Source organism: Streptomyces sp. NPDC001153 (assembly GCF_053598315.1).
This window is the reverse complement of record NZ_JBSFJZ010000025.1, coordinates 76,641-99,264: the sequence shown is the minus strand read 5'-3', so window position 1 is coordinate 99,264 and position 22,624 is coordinate 76,641. Positions and strand designations below refer to the sequence as shown.

Below are 22,624 nucleotides of genomic sequence, written 5' to 3'. Positions count from 1 at the left end.
CCGCTGCGGCAACTCAGGCTTCACCGGATACACCGGCTTCACCGGCAACTCAGGCTTCACCGGATACACCGGCTTCACCGGCAGCTCAGGCTTCACCGGATACACCGGCTTCACCGGCAGCTCAGGCTTCACCGGATAGACCGGCTTGACGGGCTGCACGGGCTTCTCCGGATACACCGGCTTCACCGGCAACTCAGGCTTCACCGGATAGACCGGTTTCACCGGCAACTCAGGCTTCACCGGATACACCGGCTTCACCGGCCGCTGCGGCAACTCAGGCTTCACCGGATACACCGGCTTCACCGGCAGCTCAGGCTTCACCGGCAGCTCAGGCTTCACCGGCAGCTCAGGCTTCACCGGATACACCGGCTTGACCGGCCGCTGCGGCAACTCAGGCTTCACCGGGTGAACAGGCTTCTCCGGATAGACCGGCTTGACGGGCTGCACGGGCTTCTCCGGATACACGGGCTTCACCGGCCGCTGCGGCAACTCGGGCTTCACCGGGTGAACAGGCTGCTCCGGATAGACCGGCTTCACCGGGTGGACAGGCCGCTCCGGAAAGACCGGCTTCACCGGGTGTACGGGCTTCTCGGGATGACTCGGATAGACCGACTTGACCGGAGACTCCGGCCTCTCGGGATGAAGCGGGTAGTCGAGCCCCTTCGGGTAGGGAGGTTGCGGGGTGGTGTGATCATGCGCATAGGCGGCACACGGGTTCGCGAGCGCGCCTGCAGTGAGCGCGGCGATGGTGGCAGCTGACGCCAGAACGGATCGCCGTCGCGGCGATGTCGTCATTCTCTCCACTCTCCTCGACTTGGGTCAGAGCTTGATGACGTCGGGTCAGTCCTGATGGGTCGTTAGTGGAATGATCTGGAAATCGAGGCCGGAAATAACGCTGATACGATCAGAAGCCACCGGATGGTGTAGCGCGCAGCACTCGGCTGCCTGCGCCCCAAGCAGGCACGCCGCGCCGAGTACTGCCGCAGCAATCACGACGAACTTGCAGGTCGCGCGCACGACACCAGTCAGCCCGAGGGCGCGCTCGACTGACGGATCATCAACTCGGACACGTGGCCGCCGCACCGAAAGCGAGAGCTGACATGCCATCAGGCGAGCAGTGCTCGGCGAACTCATCGCCACTACGCCACTCGGCGGCACCCTCGCCTGGTTGCGGATCCCGTCCCGCCCGGAAGCCGGCGCAGGTGCCTCCACGCGCCTGAACTCGTTGCTTCCCGCTTCTGGTCCGCGCGACCTACCGGACGGTATACAGACTCAGTCGAACGCGCGAGGGCCGCTCTCCGGTGCCGGCACCGTGCGATGAACCGGTCTCAGGGGGAGGATCCATGGCGAACGGCACACGTGCGGCGGGCGGGGCGAGAGGCCGGCGGGGAGCCGCCGTACTGGGGGCGGCGGTGGGCGGTTGCGTCCTCGTCGCGGCCGCCACGGCACCGGCCTCCGCGCACACCACGGAACACGGACACGGCATCGACTACGTCGCTCTCGGCGACTCCTACACCTCGGGCCCCGGAATCCCGCAGCAGGTGGACGCCAACTGCGCCCGGTCCGACCGCAATTACCCCTCGCTGGTGGCGGACGGGCGTCAGGTGAGCACCTTCAAGGACGTCAGCTGCGCCGGCGCGACGACCGCCGAGATGTGGCAGGCGCAGGGCACCAACGCGCCCCAGCTCGACGCCGTCCGACGTGGCACGGACCTGGTGACGGTGCAGATCGGCGGCAACGACGTCGGCTTCGGCCCGATCATCAACACCTGCGCCCACCTGGCCGCCCAGGACCCGACGGGCAACCCCTGCGAGCGCTCGTACAAGGCGTCCGGCTACGACCAGCTGGCCCTCGCGATCGTACAGGCCGCGCCGAAGGTCGACCGGGTGCTGCGGGCCGTGCACGCGAGGGCGCCGCACGCGCGCGTGGTCGTCGTCGGTTATCCGGACCTGCTGCCCGACGACGGCAGTGGCTGCTTCCCGCAGGTGCCGTTCGCGCAGAAGGACTTCCCCTACCTCCGGGACACCGAGAAGCGGCTGAACCTGATGCTGCGCGTGGTGGCCGCGGTGAACCGGGCCGAGTACGTGGACACCTACGGCCCCACAGTCGGCCACGACATGTGCAGGGCGCCCGCGGACCGCTGGATCGAACCGCTCCAGCCGGCCGCGCCGGCCGCCCCGGCGCACCCCAACGCCACAGGTGAGGAAGCCATGGCGCAGGCGGTGCTGGACAGACTGGAACAGGGACGCGGCCGCGGCTGATTCGGCCGGGCGGCCTCCGTGACCGGGGGAACTCCGTGGCCGGGCCCGACTCCGCGGCCCGGCCCGGTCTCCTGACAGCAGTGGAACCCATGTCAGGAGACCTGACCGCGTCGGGCCGCCGGACTCCTGACCGCGGCGGAACTCGCAGCAGGACCGAGCCCGTGCCGCGCCGTGCCGCCCCTTCCTCAGCCGCCGAGCGCGCCCAGCACCACCGCCTGGGCCTCCTGCTGCACCCGGGCGAGGTGGTCCGGGCCCAGGAAGGACTCGGCGTAGACCTTGTAGACGTCCTCCGTGCCCGAAGGGCGGGCCGCGAACCAGGCATTGTCCGTGGTCACCTTGATGCCTCCGATCGCGGCGCCGTTTCCGGGCGCCTCGGTGAGGACGGCCGTGACGGCTTCGCCGGCGAGCGTGTCGGCGGACACCTGGGCCGGTGACAACGTGCCGAGCAGCGCCTTCTGTTCGCGGGTCGCGGGCGCGTCGATGCGGGCGTACGCGGGTTCGCCGAAGCGGGCCGTCAGGTCGGCGTAGTGCTCCGAAGGGGTCCGGTCCGTGACGGCCGTGATCTCGGATGCGAGCAGGGCCAGGATGATGCCGTCCTTGTCGGTGGTCCACACTGAGCCGTCGCGACGCAGGAAGGAGGCGCCGGCGGACTCCTCGCCGCCGAACCCGATGGCACCGTCGACCAGTCCGTCCACGAACCACTTGAACCCGACCGGAACCTCGACCAGTTGGCGGCCGAGGTCTGCGGCGACCCGGTCGATCATCGTGGAGGAGACCAGCGTCTTGCCGATGCCGGCGCCGGCGGGCCACTGGTCACGGTGGCGGTACAGGTAGGAGATGGCGACCGCGAGGTAGTGGTTGGGGTTCATCAGGCCGGCGTCCGGGGTGACGATGCCGTGCCGGTCGGCGTCGGCGTCGTTGCCGGTGGCGATGCGGAACCGGTCGCGCTGCTCGATGAGAGAGGCCATGGCGTACGGCGAGGAGCAGTCCATGCGGATCTGGCCGTCCCAGTCCAGCGTCATGAACCGCCAGGTGGGATCGGTGTGCGGGTTGACCACGGTGAGGTCGATGCCGTGCTGTTCGGCGATGCGTCCCCAGTAGGCGACGGAGGCTCCGCCGAGCGGGTCGGCGCCGATGCGCACGCCGGCCGCGCGGACGGCGGCCAGGTCCAGCACGCCCGGCAGATCGCCGACGTAGGCGCCGAGGAAGTCGTACCGCCCGGTCGTCTCGGCGGCGAGCGCCCGCGCGTACGGCATCCGGCGTACGTCCTTCAGGCCGCCGGTGATGATCTCGTTGGCCCGGTCCTGGATCCAGGAGGTGGCGTCGGAGGCCGCTGGGCCGCCGCTCGGGGGGTTGTACTTGAAGCCGCCGTCGCCCGGCGGGTTGTGGGAGGGGGTGACGACCACGCCGTCGGCGAGGCCGGAGGCGCGGCCCCGGTTGTGGGTGAGGATCGCGTGCGAGACGGCGGGAGTGGGCGTGTAGCCGTCGGCGCTGTCGATGAGCACGGTGACGCCGTTCGCCGCGAACACCTCCAGTGCGGTCACCCTCGCGGGCTCGGACAGGGCGTGGGTGTCGGCGCCGAGGAACAGGGGACCGTCGGTGCCCTGGGCCGTGCGGTACTCGCAGATGGCCTGGCTGGTGGCGGCGATGTGGTCCTCGTTGAAGGCGGTCGCCAGGGACGAGCCCCGGTGCCCGGAGGTGCCGAACGCCACCCGCTGCGCCGGGTCGGCGGGGTCCGGGTGCAGTGCGTAGTACGCCGTGACCAGCCGGGCCACGTCGACAAGGTCCTCGGGACCGGCCGGCCGGCCGGCTCGCTCGTGCGGCATGAGTCCTGTCCTCCGCGTCGTCGGATCGGTCGCTCACCGCCCATCTTTGCTCGTCAGGGCCCTGACATGCGAGTGCGCCCCGCCTTATGATCCGGTCCTTCGATCTTCGCGCTGCCCTGCCGCATGTGCTGGGCGCCCTCACAGACGGGTCTTCCACCGTGACCGGTTCCGCCGCCAAGGCTCCTTGGTTCCTCGCGCGTTGCGCCCAGTTCGCCGTGCCGGCGGCGGCCGGTGGCGAACTCGTCCGGGCGCTGACGGTCCGCGCTCATCTGCTGCATCCGTCGACGACCACCGCCTCCGATACCGGCCGGGTGTCAATGATCTTCGTGAACGTGATGACGGCGGCGATCGTGCTGTTCCTCCTCTGGTTCGCCCGCTGCCGGCGCAACGCCGAGCTGCTCTCGCCCGGCAGGGTCCCCGGTTCCGTCACCTGGGCCGTTCTGGCCTGGCTGATACCGGTGTTCAATCTCTGGGTGCCCCGCGGACTCGTGCAGGACGTCCACCGCGCGAGCGCGCCCGACGGCGCGGACGCGGGCCGGGGAGACCTCCTCGTGAACGTGTGGTGGGCGGCCTGGGTCGGGCACGCGGCGCTGTCCCTGACCGCCGCGAACCTGGACGGCGGCACCTCGCTGCCCCTCCTGGTGGCGGCGGAAGGCCTCGACCTGCTGGCCGCCGCCCTGGCGACCGTCGTGATCCAGCGCATCACGGTGCGGCAGGCCGCCGGGCTCGGCGCGGGGCCTCAGGTGCCCATACCCGTCGACCTGCCGCACGCCTTGTGACACCCGCGCGTCAGCCGATGTGGTAACTGTCCCCGTACACCTTCCAGTCGAGCGGGGTGTCGAGGTCGAGGTTGCCCTTGCGCAGGAAGACCCGCTGCTCGGTGTCGACACGACTGGTGTCGCTGTGCGCCTCCTCCTGCTTCATGGCCCACACCCGGGCGTCGAGGAAGGCGTTGAGGTACGTCTTCTCGTCGCCGCCCTGCGCCGGCGGCTTGGCGCTGCGCAGGGCGCGCTTGCGGATGTTGCGGAAGCTGGTCGGGTCGTCGCCGTCGCCGTGCATGACGATGGCGTCGTAGTAGCAGAACTGGCCCAGGGTGCGCAGGCCGTCGGCCTTGCCCTGGGCGACCGCGGGGTTGAAGTAGACGCGGTCGCGCTCGTCGTTCTGGCACTGCTGGAACACGGCGTCCTGGGCGGCCTTGCGCCAGTCCTTGGGGAAGTTCGGGTCCAGGCCCTGGTGGGAGTCGGAGCCGTTGACCTTGCGCAGCGCGGGCAGGTACTTGGCGAGGACGTTGCCGGGCTCACGGTCGGCGTAGAGCTGGACCAGGTCGAGCATGTCGCCGGTGCCGGAACAGAAGCCGATGATGCCGGCGGTGTAGCCGCGGCCGTCGCCGATGTCCTCTATGTACTTGTACTGGGCCTTCCAGTCGAGCGAGGAGTTCTCCGCGCTCGACACCAGTTCCATGGCGATCTCCTTCTTCGCCGGGTCGTCGAGGCCCGACGACGACGCCGCGGGTGCGGCGGTCGCGCGCTGGGACGCGAGCAGGGCGCCGGAGGCGACGGTGGCGCCGAGCAGGGCGACGACGGTCCGGCGGGATAGGGGCGCGGGGGCTGCGGTCTCGCGGTCTGTGTTCACCACAGGGCTCCAAGCGGGAGTGGGGGGTGGGTGGTTGGTCCGTGCTGGGCCGTAGCAGATTCTGGTAGGAAAGTTTCCTATCAAATGCAGCGGAGCTCGGTAACCAGGCTCGCGAGAAGTTCGTAGGATCGAACGAGGACTCTGACGGGAGGGGCGTGCCTCAGGTGTGCCGCACGCCGTCCTGTTGCTGCACGTAGTCGTACAACTGCCGTGACATGGTGATCAGTTCACGCTGCTCCTCCCGCGAACCGACCATCGGCCGCGAACCCTTGAGCGGCACCTGGGCGCTCTCGGGCAGGAACTTCACCGTCAGCAGTCCGATGACCCCGGCCAGCATCAGGTAGTAGGCCGGCATCAGGTCGTCACCGGTGGCCGTGACCAGCGCGGCGGTCACCAGCGGGGTGGTGCCGCCGAAGGCGGAGACGGCGACGTTGAAGCCGATGCCCATCGCGGCGTAGCGGACGGCGGTCGGGAACAGGGCGGGCAGCGTCGCCGCGCTCGGTGCGGCGAAACAGGCCAGCAGAGTGGCCAGCAGCAGGACACCGAGGATCGGCGGCCAGGTGCCGTGCTCCTTGATCAGCCGGAACGCGGGCACCGCCAGCACGATCATCGCGGCGGCCGCGACGGCGTAGACCGGCCGCCGGCCGACGCGGTCGCTGAGCCGGCCGAGGAAGGTGATCAGCACCACGATCCACAGCATGCCGACGAGCACCAGGACGTCGGCGGAGCCGCTGGTACGGTGCAGGACCTCGGTCTGATAGGTCGGCAGATAGCCGGTGACCATGTAGTTGGTGACGTTGTACAGCAGCACCAGGCCCATGCAGACGAGCAGTTCCCCCCAGTGGTTGCGGACGATGTCCTTGAACTCGCTGCGCGCCGATTCCTGCACCAGGGCCTTCTCGTGTTCGTCCAGCTGCTGCTGGAAGGCCGGGGACTCCTCCAGCTTGAGCCGCATGTAGAGACCGATCACACCGAGCGGTCCGGCGATCAGGAACGGGACGCGCCAGCCCCAGGACAGCATCTGAGCGTCCGTCAGGGCCAGATTGAGCACGGTGACGAGGGCCGAGCCGAGGGCGTAGCCGACGAAGGTGCCGAAGTCGAGCCAGCTGGAGAGGAATCCGCGCCTGCGGTCCGGCGAGTACTCGGAGACGAAGGTGGTCGCGCCGCCGTACTCCCCGCCGGTGGAGAAGCCCTGCACCATACGGGCCAGCAGGAGCAGCACGGGTGCGGCGATGCCGATCGTGCCGTAGCCGGGGATGACACCGATGGCGAAGGTGCCGACCGCCATCATGATCATGGTGGTGGCGAGCACCTTCTGCCGGCCGATCCGGTCGCCGAGCGGTCCGAAGACCAGGCCGCCGAGCGGCCGGACGACGAAGGCGGCGGCGAAGGTGGCGAAGGAGGAGATGACCTGCGCGGCCGGGGAGGCGCCGGGGAAGAACACCTTGCCGAGGGTGGCGGCGAGGTAGCTGTAGACACCGAAGTCGAACCACTCCATGCAGTTCCCGAGCGCGGAGGCACCCACGGCGCGCCGGAGCAGCGGTGGCTCGACGACCTCGACGTCGCCCCTGCCGAACGCCCGCCGGTTGCGGCGAAGCCTGCGGGTCAGCTCCTCGCGGACCTGGAGGGGCAGCCGTGCCACGGCCTGCGGCGCCCGCGGGCCACCTCGGCTCTCCCGCCGACCCCGCGCACCGGCACCGCTCACGAGCGCCTCCTTCCGCCGCCCACCGATCACCGCCTGCCCCCATGGCCGATTCAGAAACGGAACCGCTCAATCCCATCCGGTACGGCGGTTGGACTTGCGCGGCGCGCGGACGCAGGGTGGACGAGCCCGTCCGCACACGGAGGGGCGACCCGAACAGCACCACCCGGAGAGGACCCGATGACCCACGTCGCGGACCCCGCACGCTACGACGGCACCATGCGCTACCGGCGCACCGGCCGATCGGGGCTGGACCTGCCCGTCCTGTCCCTGGGCTACTGGCACAACTTCGGCGACGACCGCCCCTTCGAGACCCAGCGCGAGATCGCCCTGCGCGCCTTCGACCTGGGGATCACGCACCACGACCTGGCCAACAACTACGGCCCGCCGTACGGCGCCGCCGAGCTGAACTTCGGCCGGCTGCTGAAGCGGGACCTCGCGCCGTACCGCGACGAGCTGGTGATCTCCACCAAGGCCGGCTGGGACATGTGGCCCGGTCCCTACGGGCAGGGCGGCGGCTCCCGGAAGTACGTGCTGGCCTCGCTGGACCAGTCGCTGCGCCGGATGGGCGTGGACTACGTGGACATCTTCTACTCCCACCGGCTGGACGCGACCACGCCGCTGGAGGAGACGATGGGGGCGCTCGACACCGCCGTACGCCAGGGCAAGGCGCTGTACGTCGGCATCTCCTCCTACGACGCCGAGCGCACCCGGCAGGCGGCGGCGATCCTGCGGGAGCTGGGCACCCCGCTGCTGATCCACCAGCCGTCGTACAGCATGCTCAACCGCTGGATCGAGACGGACGGCCTGCTGGACGTGGCCGAGGAGGAGGGCTTCGGGGTCATCGGCTTCACCGCCCTCGCCCAGGGCCTGCTCACCGGCCGCTACCTGGACGGTGTGCCGAACGACTCGCGGGCGGCGCGCGGCACCTCCTTCGACGCCTCCTGGCTGACGGACGACATGCTGCGGCGGCTGCGCGCCCTGAACGACATCGCGGCCCGCCGCGGACAGTCGCTGGCGCAGCTCGCGCTGGCCTGGGCGCTGCGCGACGACCGGGTGACGTCGCTCGTCATCGGGGCCTCGCGCACCGAGCAGCTGGAGCAGAACGTCGCCGCGCTGGAGAACCTCCGGTTCGACGCCGGGGAACTGGCCGAGATCGACAAGTACGCGACCGACGGCGGCGTGGACCTGTGGCGTGAGGCGCGGCTGGGCCAGTTGGGGTGAGCGGGCCCGGCGGTCCCGGGCCAGAGATAGGCATTCTGTGACATTCGCCACAGACATCGGGAATAAAGCGGACATAATGGATGTCGTAAGGACAGCGTTGTCAACGTGGACTGCAGCGCCCTCAGGTTCACTCGCGACTTCCAAGGAGCCGCTCGCCTATGGCACCCGGAGCCCACCGCAGCACCCTCCTGCCTCCCCGTCCCGACCTGAACCTCGCCCGCGACTGCGAGGTGTGCCTCGGCTGGGGCACCGTCGTCACGCGCGAGGGGGACCACGAACTGTGCCACATGTGCCAGGGCGTCCCCGACGAGGGCACCGTCCGCTAGCGTCCCCGCTCCCTGCCCAGCGGCAGGTCGTACGGCGGGTCGGCGAGGGCCGGCCCGCCCCCCGACCGGCCGCTCAGCCGGCCCCGGCAGCCTGCCGGTGCAGGTGCTCCAGGGCGTCCTGAACCACGGTGCGCCGGTACCAGGACCGCCACATGGCGAGGTCACGGGCCAAGCCGTCGAGACCGGCCTCCTGACCGGGGTGCAGCCACGCGCCGGGGTCGACGCGGTGCAGCGTGATCACTCCGTGGCAGTCGCCGGCGTCCGTCGTCATCGGCACGCTGTGCAGCGCTCGGCTGCCCACCGCGAGCGCCGCCCGGCCCACCGGATGACCGGCCAGTTCCGGCTCCGCGGCCACGTCCGCCACGGTCACCGGCCGGCCGGCGATCTGCGCCCGCGCACACACCGCGGGCGGTCCGGCCACCAGCGCGAGACAGTCACGGTAGGCCGCGTCCAGCCCGTGATGAGCCTCGAGTACGAGCGCCTCGTCCTGCACCTTGTCGGTCAGATGGATCTCGGCCGCGTCGGCGTCCGCCAGCGTCACCGCCGCGTACAGGGCCGCCCTCAGCACCTGCCGCCCGTCCCGCGGGTCCACGGCGTCGGCCTGCGGGAACCCGAGGGCGGGTGGCGGGGTGTGCCGGCGCCCGGGGAACCACTCCCGTTCCGTCAGCGGCGGCGGTGCGGTCACCACGGCCGAGGCCACCACCCGCAGCGGCACGTTGTGGTGCTGGGAGGCCGCGCGCAGCAGGGCGAAGGCGTCAGCGGGTCCGGGCAGCGAGTACCGGGCGATCAGGATGCCCTGGGCAATGCCGATGATCCCGCTGGTGCGGGCCTTGGCCCGCAGGCCGAAGACCTCACCGGGGACGTCCGCGGACGGGTACGCCCGGCTCGCACGCACACTGCTCAGGGTGGCGAGGGCGCCCTCGAGACTCGGGTACAGGCGGATGCCCGGCAGCGGTGTCGTCGTGAGCAGCCGGTGTACCTGAGGGGTGGCCCCGGTGACCAGGACGGGTCCGGCGGCGCGGTGCCGGGTGTGGAGGTCGAGGGCGTGCACCGCCGTGCTGCTCACCTCCCGCACACCGGACATGTCCAGGACGAGCCGCAGGCCCCGCTCGTCGGCCCGCCGCAGCCGCAGGTCCAGTTCGCGTCCGAGCACTCCGGCGCCGCGGGCGTCGAGAGTTCCCGTCAGTCGGAGCACCACCGCCTGCTCGGTCACCGGCTGCACGGTGACCGTGGCCTCTACCGTCACAGAGCCTCACCCACCGACATCGGCTGGCAGCCCCTCACCGCTTCCTGAACGCTGCTTCCTCCACCCTGTTCCCTCCCGCGACGAAAAGGCAAGCAGCCCATCCGGCAGGCCGACGCCTCGCCCCGGCCGGGTGGCGCGTGCACGGTTGTGTGCACCTGTGCCGTCGACGCACACTGGAATGGAGACCACGGCCTGTGGTCGATGGTCCGGGGCTCCTCTGGTTCGGAACAGTGCTGGGGGAGCTTCGACGTACCCCGGTCTCCACGGCTCCGGGTGTGCTCCCGCCGCGACTTCTAGGGCGAGGTACGCGTGGGCCGGGCCCGCGCCGAGTGGTCCGCCCCCGCCTGCGGGGTGTCGTCGTCGGCGCGCACGTGGCCGCCGCGCAGGGCGGAGGCGAGCGCGGAGACCAGGGCCATGCCCGCGGCGACGCCGAAGACGATGGTCAGGCCGTGGTGGAAGGGCCCGGAGACCAGTTCCGGAAAGAAGGTGTGGCCGGTCAGGGTGGCCCGTTGGGCGGCGGTCAGACGGTCCAGGGTGCCGCCGCCGAGCAGATGGCCGACCGGGTTGTCGCCGAGGAAGGTGGCGAACAGGGTGCTGACGGGGGGCAGCGAGGCCACCTGGTGTGCGGTCGAGGCGGGCACGCCGTGCGCCTGGAGTCCGCTGCCGAGCGTCCTCGGCAGGGTGCTCGCGAGGCCGGAGACCATCAGCGAGAAGAAGACGCCGATGGACAGGGCCGTACCGGAGTTCTGGAAGGTGGAGCGCATCCCGGAGGCCACGCCCCGGTGACGGGCGGGCACGCTGCCCATGATGGAGGAGGTGTTGGGCGAGGAGAACATGCCCTGGCCGAGGCCGTTGAGCAGGAGCAGCATCGCGAAGACGCCGTAGTCGAAGTCCACGGGGAGGGCCAGCAGACCGAGGAAGGAACCGGCGACGACGACCAGTCCCGCGGTGGAGAAGAAGCGGGCGCCGAAGCGGTCGGACAGGTAGCCGGAGACGGGGCCGGCGACCAGGAAGCCGAGGGTGAGCGGCAGCATGAAGATGCCGGCCCACAGCGGGGTGTCCTCGAAGTCGTAGCCGCGCAGCGGCAGCCAGATGCCCTGCAGCCAGATGATCAGCATGAACTGCAGTCCGCCGCGGGCGATCGCGGTGAGCAGGGCGGCCAGGTTGCCCGCGGCGAACGCACGTACACGGAACAGCGACAGCCGGAACATGGGCTCGGCGGCCCGCGTCTCGACGCGGGCGAACACCAGCAGCAGGAGCACACCGCCGATCAGGCCGGCCAGCACCCAGGGGTTGGTCCAGCCCGTGGAGTGGCCGCCGTAGGGCTGGATGCCGTAGGTGATGCCCGCGAGCAGGATGCCCGCGCCGGAGGCGAAGGTGAGGTTGCCGAGCCAGTCGATCCGGCCGCGTGCGCCGGCCGAGGTCTCGCGCAGGCTCAGGTACGACCAGACGGTGCCGGTGACGCTGACCGGGACGCTCACCCAGAACACCGCCCGCCAGTCGACCGCGGCCAGCAGGCCGCCGGCGAGCAGGCCGAGGAACTGCCCGGCGAGCGCGGTGATCTGGTTGATGCCGAGGGCCATGCCGCGCTGCCGGGCCGGGAAGGCGTCGGTGAGGATGGCGGCCGAGTTGGCGGTGAGCATGGACCCGCCGAAGGCCTGCACGATCCGCCACAGGATCAGCCACAGAGCGCCCGCGCCGGCCCGGAACGGGTCGAGGGACAGGGCGACGGAGGCGCAGGCGAAGACCAGGAAGCCCAGGTTGTAGATGCGGACCCGGCCGAACATGTCGCCGAGCCGGCCGAGCACGACCACCAGGACGGCCGACACCAGCAGATAGCCGAGGATCATCCACAGCAGGTAGCCGATGTTGCCGGCCGCGAGCGGGTCCAGGCCGATGCCGCGGAAGATGGCCGGCAGCGAGATGATCACGATGGAGGCGTCCATCGTGGCGATCAGGACACCGAGGGTGGTGTTGGAGAGCGCGACCCACTTGTAGCCGGGGCCCGGCGCCGTCTCCCTGAGGCGGGCCGAGCGGGCGAGGAGCCGGCCGCGTATGCCCGCGGCGGGCGTACGGCCGGTCACAGTCGTTCCGCCAGCCGGTCGAGCAGGGGCAGGACGTCGTCCAGGGCCTGCCGCTCCTGCGGGGTCAACTCCTCGAGAGCGCGGGCGAGCCGGGCCACGGACTCGGAGCGGCGCTGCTCCAGCATGGTCCGCCCGTCGTCCGTGATCGAGACGATGGCCCGGCGGCCGTCGGCCGTGTCGGGGGTACGGCTCACCAGTCCGCGTTGTTCGAGCCCGGCGAGGGTGCTGGCCATCGCCTGCGGCCGGACGCGTTCCAGTTCGGCGAGGGAGCCGGGCGAATCCGGACCGGTGCGGGCCAGCCGGGCCAGCACCGAGACGCCGGACAACGTCACGTCGCCGACCGCGTGCGCCTGGCGCAGTCGGCGGACGATCCGGCCCATGGCCAGCCGCAGTGCGGCGGCGAGTGCAACCGTGTCCACAATTACTAACGATAGGTTTATCAGTCTGGGCTGTTCAACCAAAGGTAAGTAATCAGGCTCCCGGCGAGCCGCGTTCAGGCACCGACCCGTCCGTGGCCTGCGACCTGGGAATCGTGGGCAACCGAAGGAATCGCGGCATACGTGCCCTTGATCGACGGTCCAGCGGGTATCCGCGCAGAGGACGGGACGTTCCCGTATGCACAGGAAGGGCCTCTGGCGCCGGACGAAAAGGGCAACGACGTATGGACATCCCGCCCGGGACGCACACGAGGACGCGGGCCCGTCCCGCGCTCCTGCGCTGCAGCCGCACCTGGGACGACGCGGTGGCCGCCATCGGCGATGCCCGGGACGCCGTCGCCGCGCTGCTTGCCGAGGTGCGACCCGCACCCCCGAGACGCGCGGTGCAGGACGCCCGGCTCGTCACCAGCGAACTCGTCACCAACGTGGCCAAGCACGCCCCCGGCCCGTGCACACTCAGCCTGGAAGTGCTGCCCGGCGCCGGCGCCCTGCACATCACGGTGTCGGACACCTCCCCCGACCCGCCCCTGCGGCGCCCTCCCGATCCCCGCCGGGTCGGCGGGCACGGGCTGCACCTCGTCGCGATGCTCTCCCGCGCCCTCGAGGTGACCTGGCTGCCCCACGGCAAGCGGGTCAGCGCCACCGTGCCGCTCACCACCGAGGAGCAGTGAGCGTCCGGGGCGGCATCGTTGCCTGCCGGGACCCGAGTCACAGGCCGTTCCAGGTCCCAGGCCCGCTGCCGGGCCGCGACGGCCCAGGGACACGACACGTTCACCACGCACGCCTCCTCGCCCCGCACACCGTCCGCGGCACCGGGTAGCCCCCGCGCCGGTGCGGCGAACGAGCCCGGCCGCCGTTTCGGGCGCGCGGAGCCGGGGCACCCGTGCCAGGCTCGAGACAGGGCACCGAGAGTGAGGGGCCCAGCACGGTCGGAAGCCCCTGCTGTCCCGCACGGTCGCCTGGCGCTGCTTCCACCCGTACCGGCTGCGCACAGCCCTGAGCCGCTGGTACTCCGGCAAGGACGTGGAGATGCCGGCCCACCGGTCCGAGGGGCGAGCCGTCATGAGCGAGGAGGTACGGCGATGAGGGACCGCGAGGAGGTCCGCGGACATCTGTGGTACGGCCCGCAGCCGGACGTGGCCGGGGACTCCGGCTACCCGGGCGCCCCGCCGAGGATGGGCTTCTTCACCGACACCTCGGTGTGCATCGGCTGCAAGGCGTGCGAGGTGGCGTGCAAGGAATGGAACGCCATCCCGGAGGACGGTCTCGTCTGGACCGGCATGTCGTACGACAACACCCAGGGCCTGGGCGCCGACACCTGGCGGCATGTTGCCTTCGTCGAGCAGCGCAAGCCGCTCGGCGGGCAGGAACCCGGGGTCGCGCACGAGGACGTCGACGTGTTCGCCGCCGCGGCCCGCCTCGGGACCGACGCCTCCTCCCCCGGCCCCGGTGCCACCACTCCCCCGCCCGGGCAGGCCTCCGAGGGCGCGCCCGCCGGGCAGATCTCCCCCCTCACGCCGGACGGCCGTACCGAGTTGCGCTGGCTGATGTCCTCCGACGTGTGCAAGCACTGCACGCACGCCGCCTGCCTGGACGTGTGTCCCACCGGGGCGCTGTTCCGCACCGAGTTCGGCACGGTCGTCGTCCAGCAGGACATCTGCAACGGCTGCGGCTACTGCGTGCCCGCCTGCCCCTACGGCGTCATCGACCAGCGCGAGGGCGACGGCCGGGTGTGGAAGTGCACGCTGTGCTACGACCGGCTCGGTACCGGCATGGAGCCCGCCTGCGCCAAGTCCTGCCCCACGGACTCCATCCAGTTCGGCCCGCTGGAGGAGCTGCGGGAGCGGGCGCAGGCCCGGGTGGCGCAGCTGCACGCGGCCGGCGTGCCCGACGCACGGCTGTACGGCGAGAGCCCGGACGACGGCGTCGGCGGCGACGGCGCGTTCTTCCTGCTGCTGGACGAGCCGGAGGTCTACGGCCTCCCGCCCGACCCGGTGGTCACCACCCGGGACCTCCCCGCCATGTGGCGGCACGCGGCGCTGGCCGCCGGCTCGCTGGTGGCCCTGGCCCTGGGCAGCTTCGCGAGGAGGCCCCGATGAGCGAGTCGGACGTCACCCGGGACGGCGTGCGGGGCGTACGGCCCGGCAGGCAGGCGCCGACGGGCGCGGGTGAGGGACGCCGGCGGCGTCGGCGGGGGCGGGGCGAGCAGCCGATGGTTCCGGACGCCGCGTTCTCCTCGTACTACGGCAAACCCGTGCTGAAAAAGCCGACGTGGAAGCCGCTGGACATCGCCGGTTACCTGTATCTCGGCGGTCTGGCCGGGGCGTCCTCGCTGCTCGCGGCCGGGGCCCAGGTCACCGGCCGTCCGGGGCTCGCGGCTACCGCGAAGCTCGGGGCGGCCGGCGCCATCTCCCTGTCGCTGGCCGCGCTCGTCCACGACCTGGGCAGGCCGGCCCGGTTCCTGAACATGCTGCGCGTCCTCAAGCCCACGTCCCCCATGAGCGTGGGCTCGTGGCTGCTGGCGGGGTACGCGCCGCTGACGCTGACCGCCGCGGTGACCCAGGTGGCGGGCCGGTACCGGCTGCTGGGCTCGGCCGCCACCGCGGCGGCCGCCGTCCTCGGCCCGGCCGTGGCCACGTACACGGCGGTGCTGCTCTCGGACACGGCGGTGCCGTCCTGGCACGAGGGCCACCGCGAGCTGCCGTTCGTCTTCGCGGGCTCGGCCGCCACCGCGGCCTCCGGCCTGGCGCTGGCCGCGGCCCCGGCCGACCAGACGGGGCCGGCCCGCCGGCTGGCCGTACTCGGGGCGGCTCTGGAACTGGGCGCGTTCCAGGCGATGAAGCGGCGCATGGGCCTGACCGCGGAGCCCTTCGAGCAGGGCAGGCCGCACCTGCTGCTGCGGGCGGCGGAGGCGCTGACGGCGGGTGGCGCGGCCCTCGCCCTGTGCTGCGGGCGGGACCGGCGCCTGGCGCCGGCGGCCGGAGCGGCGCTGCTCACCGGCTCGGCCGCCCTGCGCTTCGGCGTGTTCCACGCCGGGGTTGCCTCCGCGGAGGATCCGAAGTACACCGTCGTACCGCAGCGGGAGCGGCTGGAGCGGCGCGGCCGCTGACGGCGTGAGCACCGCAGGGGCGGCATGGACCGCGCCAGAGGTGCCGGTGGCGCGTGCGAGCACGGTGGTCGCGGCCTGCCGAGGGCGCGCCGCGGTGTGTGTTCCGTACCGCGTGGGGAACTTGGTCCGCCCCGGGAGACGCTGGTGATCCGGGTCCGGGCCTGGCGAGAGGAGCCCCTGTGACAGCGTCGGCGTCAGCGGCGGGCGGTCGGCACGCGGGCGGTCAGGAGGTCGGATACGAGCCGGATCCCCGTCGGTGGCGGGCCCTGTGGGTCACCCTGGTGGCCGGCTTCATGAGCCTGCTGGACGTGACGATCGTGGCGGTCGCCCTGCCCACGATCCAGCGCGATCTGCACGCCTCCCCCGCGCAGGTGCAGTGGGTGGTGTCCGGATACGCGCTCGCCTTCGCCCTCGCCCTCGTGACCGCCGGCCGCCTCGGCGACGCGCTGGACCGGCGCCGCATCTTCCTGCTGGCCCTCAGCGGTTTCGTGGTCTTCAGCGCGGCCTGCGGGGCGGCCCCCGGCATCACTCTGCTGGTGGTGGCCCGGCTCGCCCAGGGGCTGGCGGCGGGCTTCATGGCCCCGCAGAACTCCGCGCTGATCCAGCAGATGTTCCGCGGCGCCGAACGCGGCCGCGCCTTCGGCTTCTTCGGCGCCACCGTCGGCATATCGTCCGCCACCGGACCCATCACCGGCGGCGCCATCCTGGCCCTGGCCTCCGGCGCCCAGGGCTGGCGGTGGATCTTCTACGTCAACGTTCCCATCGGCATCCTGGCCGTCCTGCTGGGCCGCCGCCTGCTGCCCCGCACCCGCCGGTCCGGACGGGGACGCGTGGACCTGCCCGGCGTCGTGCTGCTCGGCCTCGGCGTCCTCGCGGTGATGTTCCCGCTGGTGCAGGCGGACTCCGGCGGCATCGGACACGTGTGGTGGCTGTTCCTCGTCGGCGTGGCGGTCCTCGCCGTCTTCGCTCAGTGGCAGCGCCGCCTCGTCGCGCGGGGCGCCCAGCCGCTGCTCGATCCGCGTCTGTTCACCACCGTGCGCGGATACGCCGTCGGCGCCGGGGTCGGCACGCTGTACTTCGTCGGGTTCAGCGGTGTGTGGCTGGTCTTCGCGCTCTTCTACCAGCACGGTCTGGGCTTCTCCCCGCTCCGGTCCGGGCTCGCCGTGACCCCCTTCGCCCTGGGCTCGGCCGGCGCGGCCGTGGTCGCCGGGCGGCTGGTGGACCGCTTCGGCCGCCTGCTCACCGTGTGCGGCCTGACGGGCGTGATCCTCGGCCTGGGCGGCACGGCGCTGCTGCTCCGCTTCGCGCCCCTCGGCAGCGCGCCCTGGGTCGCCGCCCCGGTGCTGTTCCTCGGCGGTGTCGGCAGCGGCTGCGTGGTCTCCCCCAACATCACCATGACGCTGCGGGACGTGCCCGTGCGCATGGCGGGTGCGGCGGGCGGCGCCCTGCAGACCGGTCAGCGGCTGGGTGCGGCGGTGGGCACCGCGGCCCTGCCCGGCTTCTTCTACCTGGTGCTCGGCAGGAGTCACGACTACCGCGGTGCCGTCGTCACCGCGCTGGGCGCCGCCCTCGTCGGCATGGTGGCGTCGCTCGCGCTCGCGACGTCCGACTGGCGGCGCGACCGGCGCATGCGCCCCTCGCACCGGAAGTGCCCGGACGAGGTCGCCAACAGCCCCATGCACGCCCGGCAGACCTGACCCGGGTGGCCCACCCGGGTGACGGCGACCGACACGGTGACACCCAGACCGGCCAGGCCCGCCGCCGACAACGAGAACCACCGCACGCGCCCCCGAAAAGACCGGGCCTCGAAGCAGTCGGTCGGTCCGGCCCGGTCTGGCACCGCGTGGGTGGTGTCGGCGCAGCCGTGTCGTCAGGGCGCCGCCGGTATCCGGCCGCGCGCAGGGCCCGTACGCCGCCGGACACGTCCGGGTGTGCACGGCCGGCTCGGGCAGCACGGCCAGGACATGTGCCGCGGCCTGTTCCGGGTCGTGGCGCGCCCTCCGCCCCCCCCGCTGCCGGCACCCGCAACCCGCAGTCCGATCCCCGGCGACCGCCGCGAAGGACGCGTGGCCTCCGGCGAGCGTCAGCGCCGCGCCGTCGCGCAGCACTCCGGCGGGCCGGGCGGACAACAGGCGGCGGCGATCGACGCCGGCGTGAAGACTTTCCCGGAGATGTGACGCTGCCTCGCGTGAGTGCCGGGGGCGTCGGAGCCAGGGCGGCGGCCCGCTGGCCCCCTCACACCTGCCGGGTCCGTTTGGCCGTGCGCGGCCGGGGTACTCCGCCGCGCACCGGGGCGAGAGATGCCGTCACCGCGCACATGCGGGAAAATCGGGAGTCCGAGCGGGAGGAGTGGCTGTGGGCGTGCGCACCTGGATCGAGTCCTGGCCGGCCTACCGGCAGTTGACGGGCACCGATCCGCTGGGCCGGGGTGCCGCGGTGAAGAGCGGCCACAGCGAGCGGCTGCAGCCCCGGGTGGCCACGGCCGACCGGGTGGTGAAGTCCGTCTGCCCGTACTGCGCGGTGGGCTGCGGCCAGAACGTGTACGTCCAGGACGGGAAGGTCACCCAGATCGAGGGCGACCCGGACTCCCCGATCTCGCGCGGCCGGCTGTGCCCCAAGGGCGCGGCGAGCCTGCAGCTGACCACCGGGGACGCCCGTGAGCACCAGGTCCTCTACCGGCGTCCGCACGGCACCGAGTGGGAGCGTCTGGACCTCGACACGGCGATGGACATGATCGCAGACCGGGTGATCGAGGCACGCCGGGCGGGCTGGCAGTGGGAGGTCGACGAGACCCGCACCCGGCGCACCCTCGGCATCGCGAGCCTCGGCGGGGCCACCCTCGACAACGAAGAGAACTACCTGATCAAGAAGTTGTTCACGGCGCTCGGAGCGATCCAGATCGAGAACCAGGCGCGTGTTTGACACTCCTCCACCGTTCCCGGTCTGGGAACCTCGTTCGGACGCGGCGGCGCGACCACCTTCCAGCAGGACCTGCAGAACGCGGACTGCATCGTCATCGAGGGCTCGAACATGGCCGAGTGCCATCCGGTCGGGTTCCAGTGGGTGATGGAGGCCAAGGCGCGGGGCGCGAAGCTGGTCCACGTCGACCCGCGGTTCACCCGCACCAGCGCGCTGGCCGATGTGCACGTGCCGCTGCGCGCGGGCACGGACATCGCCTTCCTCGGCGGAATCATCAACCATGTGCTGGAGCACGAGAAGTACTTCCGCGACTACATCGTGGCCTACAGCAACGCCCCGGTGATCCTCAGGGAGGACTTCCGCGACACCGAGGACCTTGCGGGTGTGTTCTCCGGCCTGGATGCCCAGAACCGCTCCTACGACAACGCCAGTTGGCAGTACGAGGGCACCGAGATCCAGGCGGCCTCCGGGGAGCGCGACCAGGAGTACGAGAAGCGCACCCGCGGCGGCAGTTCGGTGGCCGAGGCGGGACGCGGCGAGGCGCACGGGGCCGGCGGCGCGGTGATCGGCGAGGGCGAACCCGAGCGCGACGAGACGCTGACCCATCCGCGCTGTGTCTTCCAGGTGCTCAAGCGGCACTACGCCCGCTACACACCGGAGATGGTCGAGGAGGTCTGCGGGGTGCCGCGGGACCTGTTCCGGCGGGTGTGCGAGCTGGTCACGGAGAACTCCGGCCGCGACCGGACCACCGCCTTCGCCTACGCGGTCGGCTGGACCCAGCACACGGTCGGCGTGCAGTACATCCGGGCGGCCTGTGTCCTGCAGACCCTGCTCGGCAACATCGGCCGGCCCGGCGGCGGCATCCTCGCGCTGCGCGGGCACGCCTCCATCCAGGGCTCCACGGACATCCCGACCCTGTTCAACCTGCTGCCGGGCTACATCCCGATGCCGCACGCCCACCAGAACCAGGATTTGGACGCCTTCGTGCGGGCCGACGCGGCCCACAAGGGCTACTGGGGCAACATGCGCTCGTACCTGGTGAGCCTGCTCAAGGCGTACTGGGGTGACGCGGCCAGGGCCGACAACGACTTCTGCTTCGACTACCTGCCCCGGCTGACCGGCAGCCACTCGGTGTACGAGACGGCCATGGCCCAGCTGGAGGGCACCTGCAAGGGCTACTTCCTCTTCGGCGAGAACCCGGCGGTCGGCAACGCCAACTCCAAGGTGATGCGGCTCGGCATGGCGAACCTGGACTGGCTGGTCGTCCGGGACTTCTCGCTGATCGAGTCGGCGACCTGGTGGCAGGACGGGCCCGAGATCGAGACCGGTGAGCTGCGCACCGAGGACATCCGCACCGAGGTGTTCTTCCTGCCGGCCGCCGCGCACACGGAGAAGGACGGCAGCTTCACCAACACCCAGCGGCTGCTGCAGTGGCACCACCAGGCGGTCGAGCCGCCCGGCGAGGCGCGCAGCGACCTGTGGTTCACCTACCACCTGGGGCGGATCATCCGGGAGAAGCTCGCCGGGTCCACCGACGAGATGGACCGGCCGGTGCTCGACCTGGCCTGGGACTGTCCGACGAGGGGCCGGCTCGCCGAACCGGACGCGGAGGCCGTCCTCGCCGAGATCAACGGCCACGACGCCGAGGGGAATCCGCTGTCCTCCTACGAGCAGCTGAAGCCGGACGGCTCGACGTCCTGCGGCTGCTGGATCTACTGCGGTGTCCGCGCCGGCGGCGTCAACCAGGCCGCCCGCCGCAGGCCCGGCCGGGAACAGGACTGGGTGGCCGCCGAATGGGCGTGGGCCTGGCCCGCCAACCGGCGGATCCTCTACAACCGCGCCTCCGCCGACCCGCAGGGCAGGCCCTGGAGCGAGCGGAAGGCGCTGGTGTGGTGGGACCCGGAGAAGGGCGAGTGGTCCGGGCACGACGTACCCGACTTCAAGAAGGACAAGGCGCCCGATCACCAGCCGCCCCGGGACGCGACCGGCCCGGCGGCGCTGTCCGGCACGGACCCGTTCATCATGCAGGCCGACGGCAAGGCCTGGCTGTATGTGCCGTCCGGACTCACCGACGGCCCGCTGCCGGCCCACTACGAGCCGCAGGACTCACCGTTTACGAACCTGCTCTACGACCAACAGCGCAATCCTGTACGGCAGTTGATGCCGACGATCCCCGACAACCGCTACCAGCCGAGCGGTGACGAGCGCGGTTCCCAGGTGTTCCCGTACGTGGCCACCACCTACCGGCTCACCGAGCACCACACGGCGGGCGGCATGTCCCGCTGGCAGCCGTATCTGGCCGAGCTGCAGCCGGAGTTCTTCTGCGAGGTCTCCCCGGAGCTCGCCGCCGAGCGGGGCCTGGAACACACCGGGTGGGCGACGATCGTCAGCGCCCGCGCGGTGATCGAGGCGCGGGTGCTGGTGACGGACCGGATCGCGCCGCTGACGGTGCAAGGACGCAGGCTGCACCAGGTGGGGCTGCCGTACCACTGGGGGCCCAACGGCTACAGCACCGGGGACGCGGCCAACGAGCTGCTGCATCTGTCGCTGGATCCGAACGTCCACATCCAGGAGTCGAAGGCGTTCGCGGTGGACATCCGCCCCGGGCGGCGGCCGCGCGGTCCGGCCTCGGTGGAGCTGGTGCGGGCGTACCGGGCCCGGGCGGGCATCGACGAGCACACCGGAACGGAGCCGTAGCGGCCCTATCGAAGGACGATCGAGTGGGACCCGCGCGGCACCAGCTCCCCCACCACCGGCGCCCCGGGCACCTCACCGGCGACCAGCAGGCCGCCGGAGGTCTGGGCGTCGGCCAGCAGCAGCCGGGTGCCGGCGTCGGTGTCCCCGAAGTCGGTGTGCGGGGCGACCCATTCGAGGTTGCGCCGGGTGCCGCCGCTGACGTACCCGTCCCGGACGGCCTCCCGGGCCCCGTCCAGGTACGGGACGGCGGCGGTGTCGACCACGGCGGTCACGTCCGAGGCCCGCGCCAGCTTGTGCAGATGACCGAGGAAGCCGAAACCCGTCACGTCGGTGGCGCAGCCGGCCCCGGCGGCGAGGGCGGCCTCGGCGGCGTCCCGGTTGAGCGCCGTCATGATGGCGACGGCCTGCTCGAACCGCTCGCCGGTGACCTTGTGCCGGTTGTTCAGCACGCCCACGCCGAGCGGCTTGGTCAGTGACAGCGGCAGGCCCGGCCGGCCGGCGTCGTTGCGCAGGAGCCGCTCGGGGTCCGCGAGGCCGGTGACGGCCATGCCGTACTTGGGTTTCGGGTCGTCGACGCTGTGTCCGCCGCCGACGTGGCAGCCGGCCTCGGTGGCGATGTCCAGGCCGCCGCGCAGCACCTCGCGGGCCAGGTCGAAGGGGAGCCGGTCGCGCGGCCAGGCCAGCAGGTTCACGGCGAGCACCGGCCGGCCGCCCATCGCGTACACGTCGGAGAGCGCGTTGGCGGCGGCGATGCGGCCCCAGTCGTAGGGGTCGTCCACGACCGGGGTGAAGAAGTCCGCCGTGCAGACGACGGCGGTTCCCCGGTGCGTGACCACGGCGGCGTCGTCACCGGTGGCGAGTCCGACGAGCAGTGGTGTGTCGCCCCCGGCGAGCTGGGGCACGGCCAGCCCCGACACCACCTCCTCCAGCTCTCCGGGCGGGATCTTGCAGGCGCAGCCGCCGCCGTGGGCGTACTGGGTGAGCCGGACGGGCGCCGGGTGGACCGGTGGGGATGTCGATGTCATGGCGGCGGTCTCCTGGGGCAGTAGCCTGACGAGCGGTGGAGGCGTGTGGGTGCCTGGTGGCCCTCCCGGTCTTCAAAACCGAGGGGCCCGAGGATCTCGGGCCGGCGGGTTCGATTCCCGTCCGCCTCCGTTCACG

The 22,624-nt window shown here is 71.9% G+C and carries 17 protein-coding genes, 1 tRNA gene and 1 pseudogene; 10 read left to right on the top strand and 9 right to left on the bottom strand.

Translation table 11 applies throughout. From position 1 onward, the window contains the following. A pseudogene (locus ACWDEN_RS27140) lies at positions 1 to 795 on the bottom strand (hypothetical protein); the annotation flags it as partial. Between the two features lie 45 nt (positions 796 to 840). Then, positions 841 to 1,134 carry a hypothetical protein gene (locus tag ACWDEN_RS27135; protein WP_351616801.1) on the bottom strand — a complete coding sequence of 98 codons (294 nt, stop codon included), beginning with the start codon at positions 1,132 to 1,134 and terminating at the stop codon, positions 841 to 843. Between the two features lie 209 nt (positions 1,135 to 1,343). On the opposite strand from ACWDEN_RS27135, the gene ACWDEN_RS27130 reads away from it, so the two are divergent. Continuing rightward, entirely contained in the window at positions 1,344 to 2,261 is a 918-nt protein-coding gene (locus tag ACWDEN_RS27130) for an SGNH/GDSL hydrolase family protein (protein ID WP_351616804.1), read from the top strand. Between the two features lie 185 nt (positions 2,262 to 2,446). Here ACWDEN_RS27130 and pgm read toward each other — a convergent pair whose 3' ends face one another. Continuing rightward, positions 2,447 to 4,087 carry a phosphoglucomutase (alpha-D-glucose-1,6-bisphosphate-dependent) gene (gene pgm / locus ACWDEN_RS27125; protein ID WP_351616807.1) on the bottom strand — a complete coding sequence of 547 codons (1,641 nt, stop codon included), beginning with the start codon at positions 4,085 to 4,087 and terminating at the stop codon, positions 2,447 to 2,449. A 158-nt stretch (positions 4,088 to 4,245) separates the two neighbouring features. Between pgm and ACWDEN_RS27120 the strand changes: the two genes are divergently transcribed. Beyond that, positions 4,246 to 4,866 carry a DUF4328 domain-containing protein gene (locus tag ACWDEN_RS27120; protein ID WP_351616810.1) on the top strand — a complete coding sequence of 207 codons (621 nt, stop codon included), beginning with the start codon at positions 4,246 to 4,248 and terminating at the stop codon, positions 4,864 to 4,866. Positions 4,867 to 4,876: 10 nt separating this feature from the next. On the opposite strand, the gene ACWDEN_RS27115 is transcribed toward ACWDEN_RS27120, so the two are convergent. Both ACWDEN_RS27115 and ACWDEN_RS27110 read right to left on the bottom strand, forming a co-directional pair. Then, positions 4,877 to 5,722, bottom strand: coding sequence for a chitosanase (locus ACWDEN_RS27115; RefSeq protein WP_351616813.1), 846 nt, complete (start codon positions 5,720 to 5,722; stop codon positions 4,877 to 4,879). Positions 5,723 to 5,879: 157 nt separating this feature from the next. Further along, entirely contained in the window at positions 5,880 to 7,424 is a 1,545-nt protein-coding gene (locus tag ACWDEN_RS27110) for an MFS transporter (RefSeq protein ID WP_450860324.1), read from the bottom strand. Positions 7,425 to 7,601: 177 nt separating this feature from the next. Here ACWDEN_RS27110 and mgrA point away from each other — a divergent pair, with 177 nt between their 5' ends. Both mgrA and ACWDEN_RS27100 read left to right on the top strand, forming a co-directional pair. Further along, entirely contained in the window at positions 7,602 to 8,645 is a 1,044-nt protein-coding gene (mgrA, locus tag ACWDEN_RS27105; RefSeq protein ID WP_351616816.1) for an L-glyceraldehyde 3-phosphate reductase, read from the top strand. Between the two features lie 158 nt (positions 8,646 to 8,803). Next, entirely contained in the window at positions 8,804 to 8,971 is a 168-nt protein-coding gene (locus ACWDEN_RS27100; protein WP_351616817.1) for a hypothetical protein, read from the top strand. A 73-nt stretch (positions 8,972 to 9,044) separates the two neighbouring features. On the opposite strand, the gene ACWDEN_RS27095 is transcribed toward ACWDEN_RS27100, so the two are convergent. From ACWDEN_RS27095 to ACWDEN_RS27085, 3 genes are all read right to left on the bottom strand, one after another. Beyond that, positions 9,045 to 10,217, bottom strand: coding sequence for an ANTAR domain-containing protein (locus ACWDEN_RS27095; protein ID WP_351616820.1), 1,173 nt, complete (start codon positions 10,215 to 10,217; stop codon positions 9,045 to 9,047). A gap of 293 nt (positions 10,218 to 10,510) precedes the next feature. Beyond that, entirely contained in the window at positions 10,511 to 12,274 is a 1,764-nt protein-coding gene (locus tag ACWDEN_RS27090) for an MFS transporter (protein ID WP_351616845.1), read from the bottom strand. A 23-nt stretch (positions 12,275 to 12,297) separates the two neighbouring features. Next, a complete protein-coding gene (locus ACWDEN_RS27085) occupies positions 12,298 to 12,720 on the bottom strand; it encodes a MarR family winged helix-turn-helix transcriptional regulator (RefSeq protein WP_351616823.1) in 423 nt (140 codons plus the stop codon). A 242-nt stretch (positions 12,721 to 12,962) separates the two neighbouring features. Between ACWDEN_RS27085 and ACWDEN_RS27080 the strand changes: the two genes are divergently transcribed. From ACWDEN_RS27080 to fdh, 5 genes are all read left to right on the top strand, one after another. Further along, the gene (locus ACWDEN_RS27080) at positions 12,963 to 13,409 is read left to right on the top strand and encodes an ATP-binding protein (protein ID WP_351616825.1); all 447 of its coding nucleotides are present in this window, start codon (positions 12,963 to 12,965) and stop codon (positions 13,407 to 13,409) included. Positions 13,410 to 13,820: 411 nt separating this feature from the next. After that, positions 13,821 to 14,837: a 4Fe-4S dicluster domain-containing protein gene (locus ACWDEN_RS27075; protein WP_450860323.1), complete on the top strand. Its 1,017-nt coding sequence runs from the start codon at positions 13,821 to 13,823 to the stop codon at positions 14,835 to 14,837. Further along, positions 14,834 to 15,847 (top strand): NrfD/PsrC family molybdoenzyme membrane anchor subunit, encoded by a 1,014-nt coding sequence (gene nrfD / locus ACWDEN_RS27070; RefSeq protein ID WP_450860322.1) that lies wholly within the window; start codon positions 14,834 to 14,836, stop codon positions 15,845 to 15,847. The genes ACWDEN_RS27075 and nrfD overlap by 4 nt, the downstream gene beginning before the upstream one ends. 179 nt (positions 15,848 to 16,026) lie before the next feature. Further along, positions 16,027 to 17,544 (top strand): MFS transporter, encoded by a 1,518-nt coding sequence (locus ACWDEN_RS27065; RefSeq protein ID WP_351616834.1) that lies wholly within the window; start codon positions 16,027 to 16,029, stop codon positions 17,542 to 17,544. A gap of 658 nt (positions 17,545 to 18,202) precedes the next feature. After that, positions 18,203 to 21,463: a formate dehydrogenase gene (fdh, locus tag ACWDEN_RS27060; RefSeq protein ID WP_351616836.1), complete on the top strand. Its 3,261-nt coding sequence runs from the start codon at positions 18,203 to 18,205 to the stop codon at positions 21,461 to 21,463. Between the two features lie 5 nt (positions 21,464 to 21,468). Here the strand turns inward: fdh and selD are convergent, their stop codons facing one another. Then, positions 21,469 to 22,488, bottom strand: a complete 1,020-nt coding sequence (gene selD / locus ACWDEN_RS27055; RefSeq protein WP_351616839.1) for a selenide, water dikinase SelD — start codon at positions 22,486 to 22,488, stop codon at positions 21,469 to 21,471. Positions 22,489 to 22,525: 37 nt separating this feature from the next. Between selD and ACWDEN_RS27050 the strand changes: the two genes are divergently transcribed. Continuing rightward, positions 22,526 to 22,618 (top strand) — tRNA-Sec (locus ACWDEN_RS27050). The last annotated feature ends 6 nt before the right edge of the window (positions 22,619 to 22,624 follow it).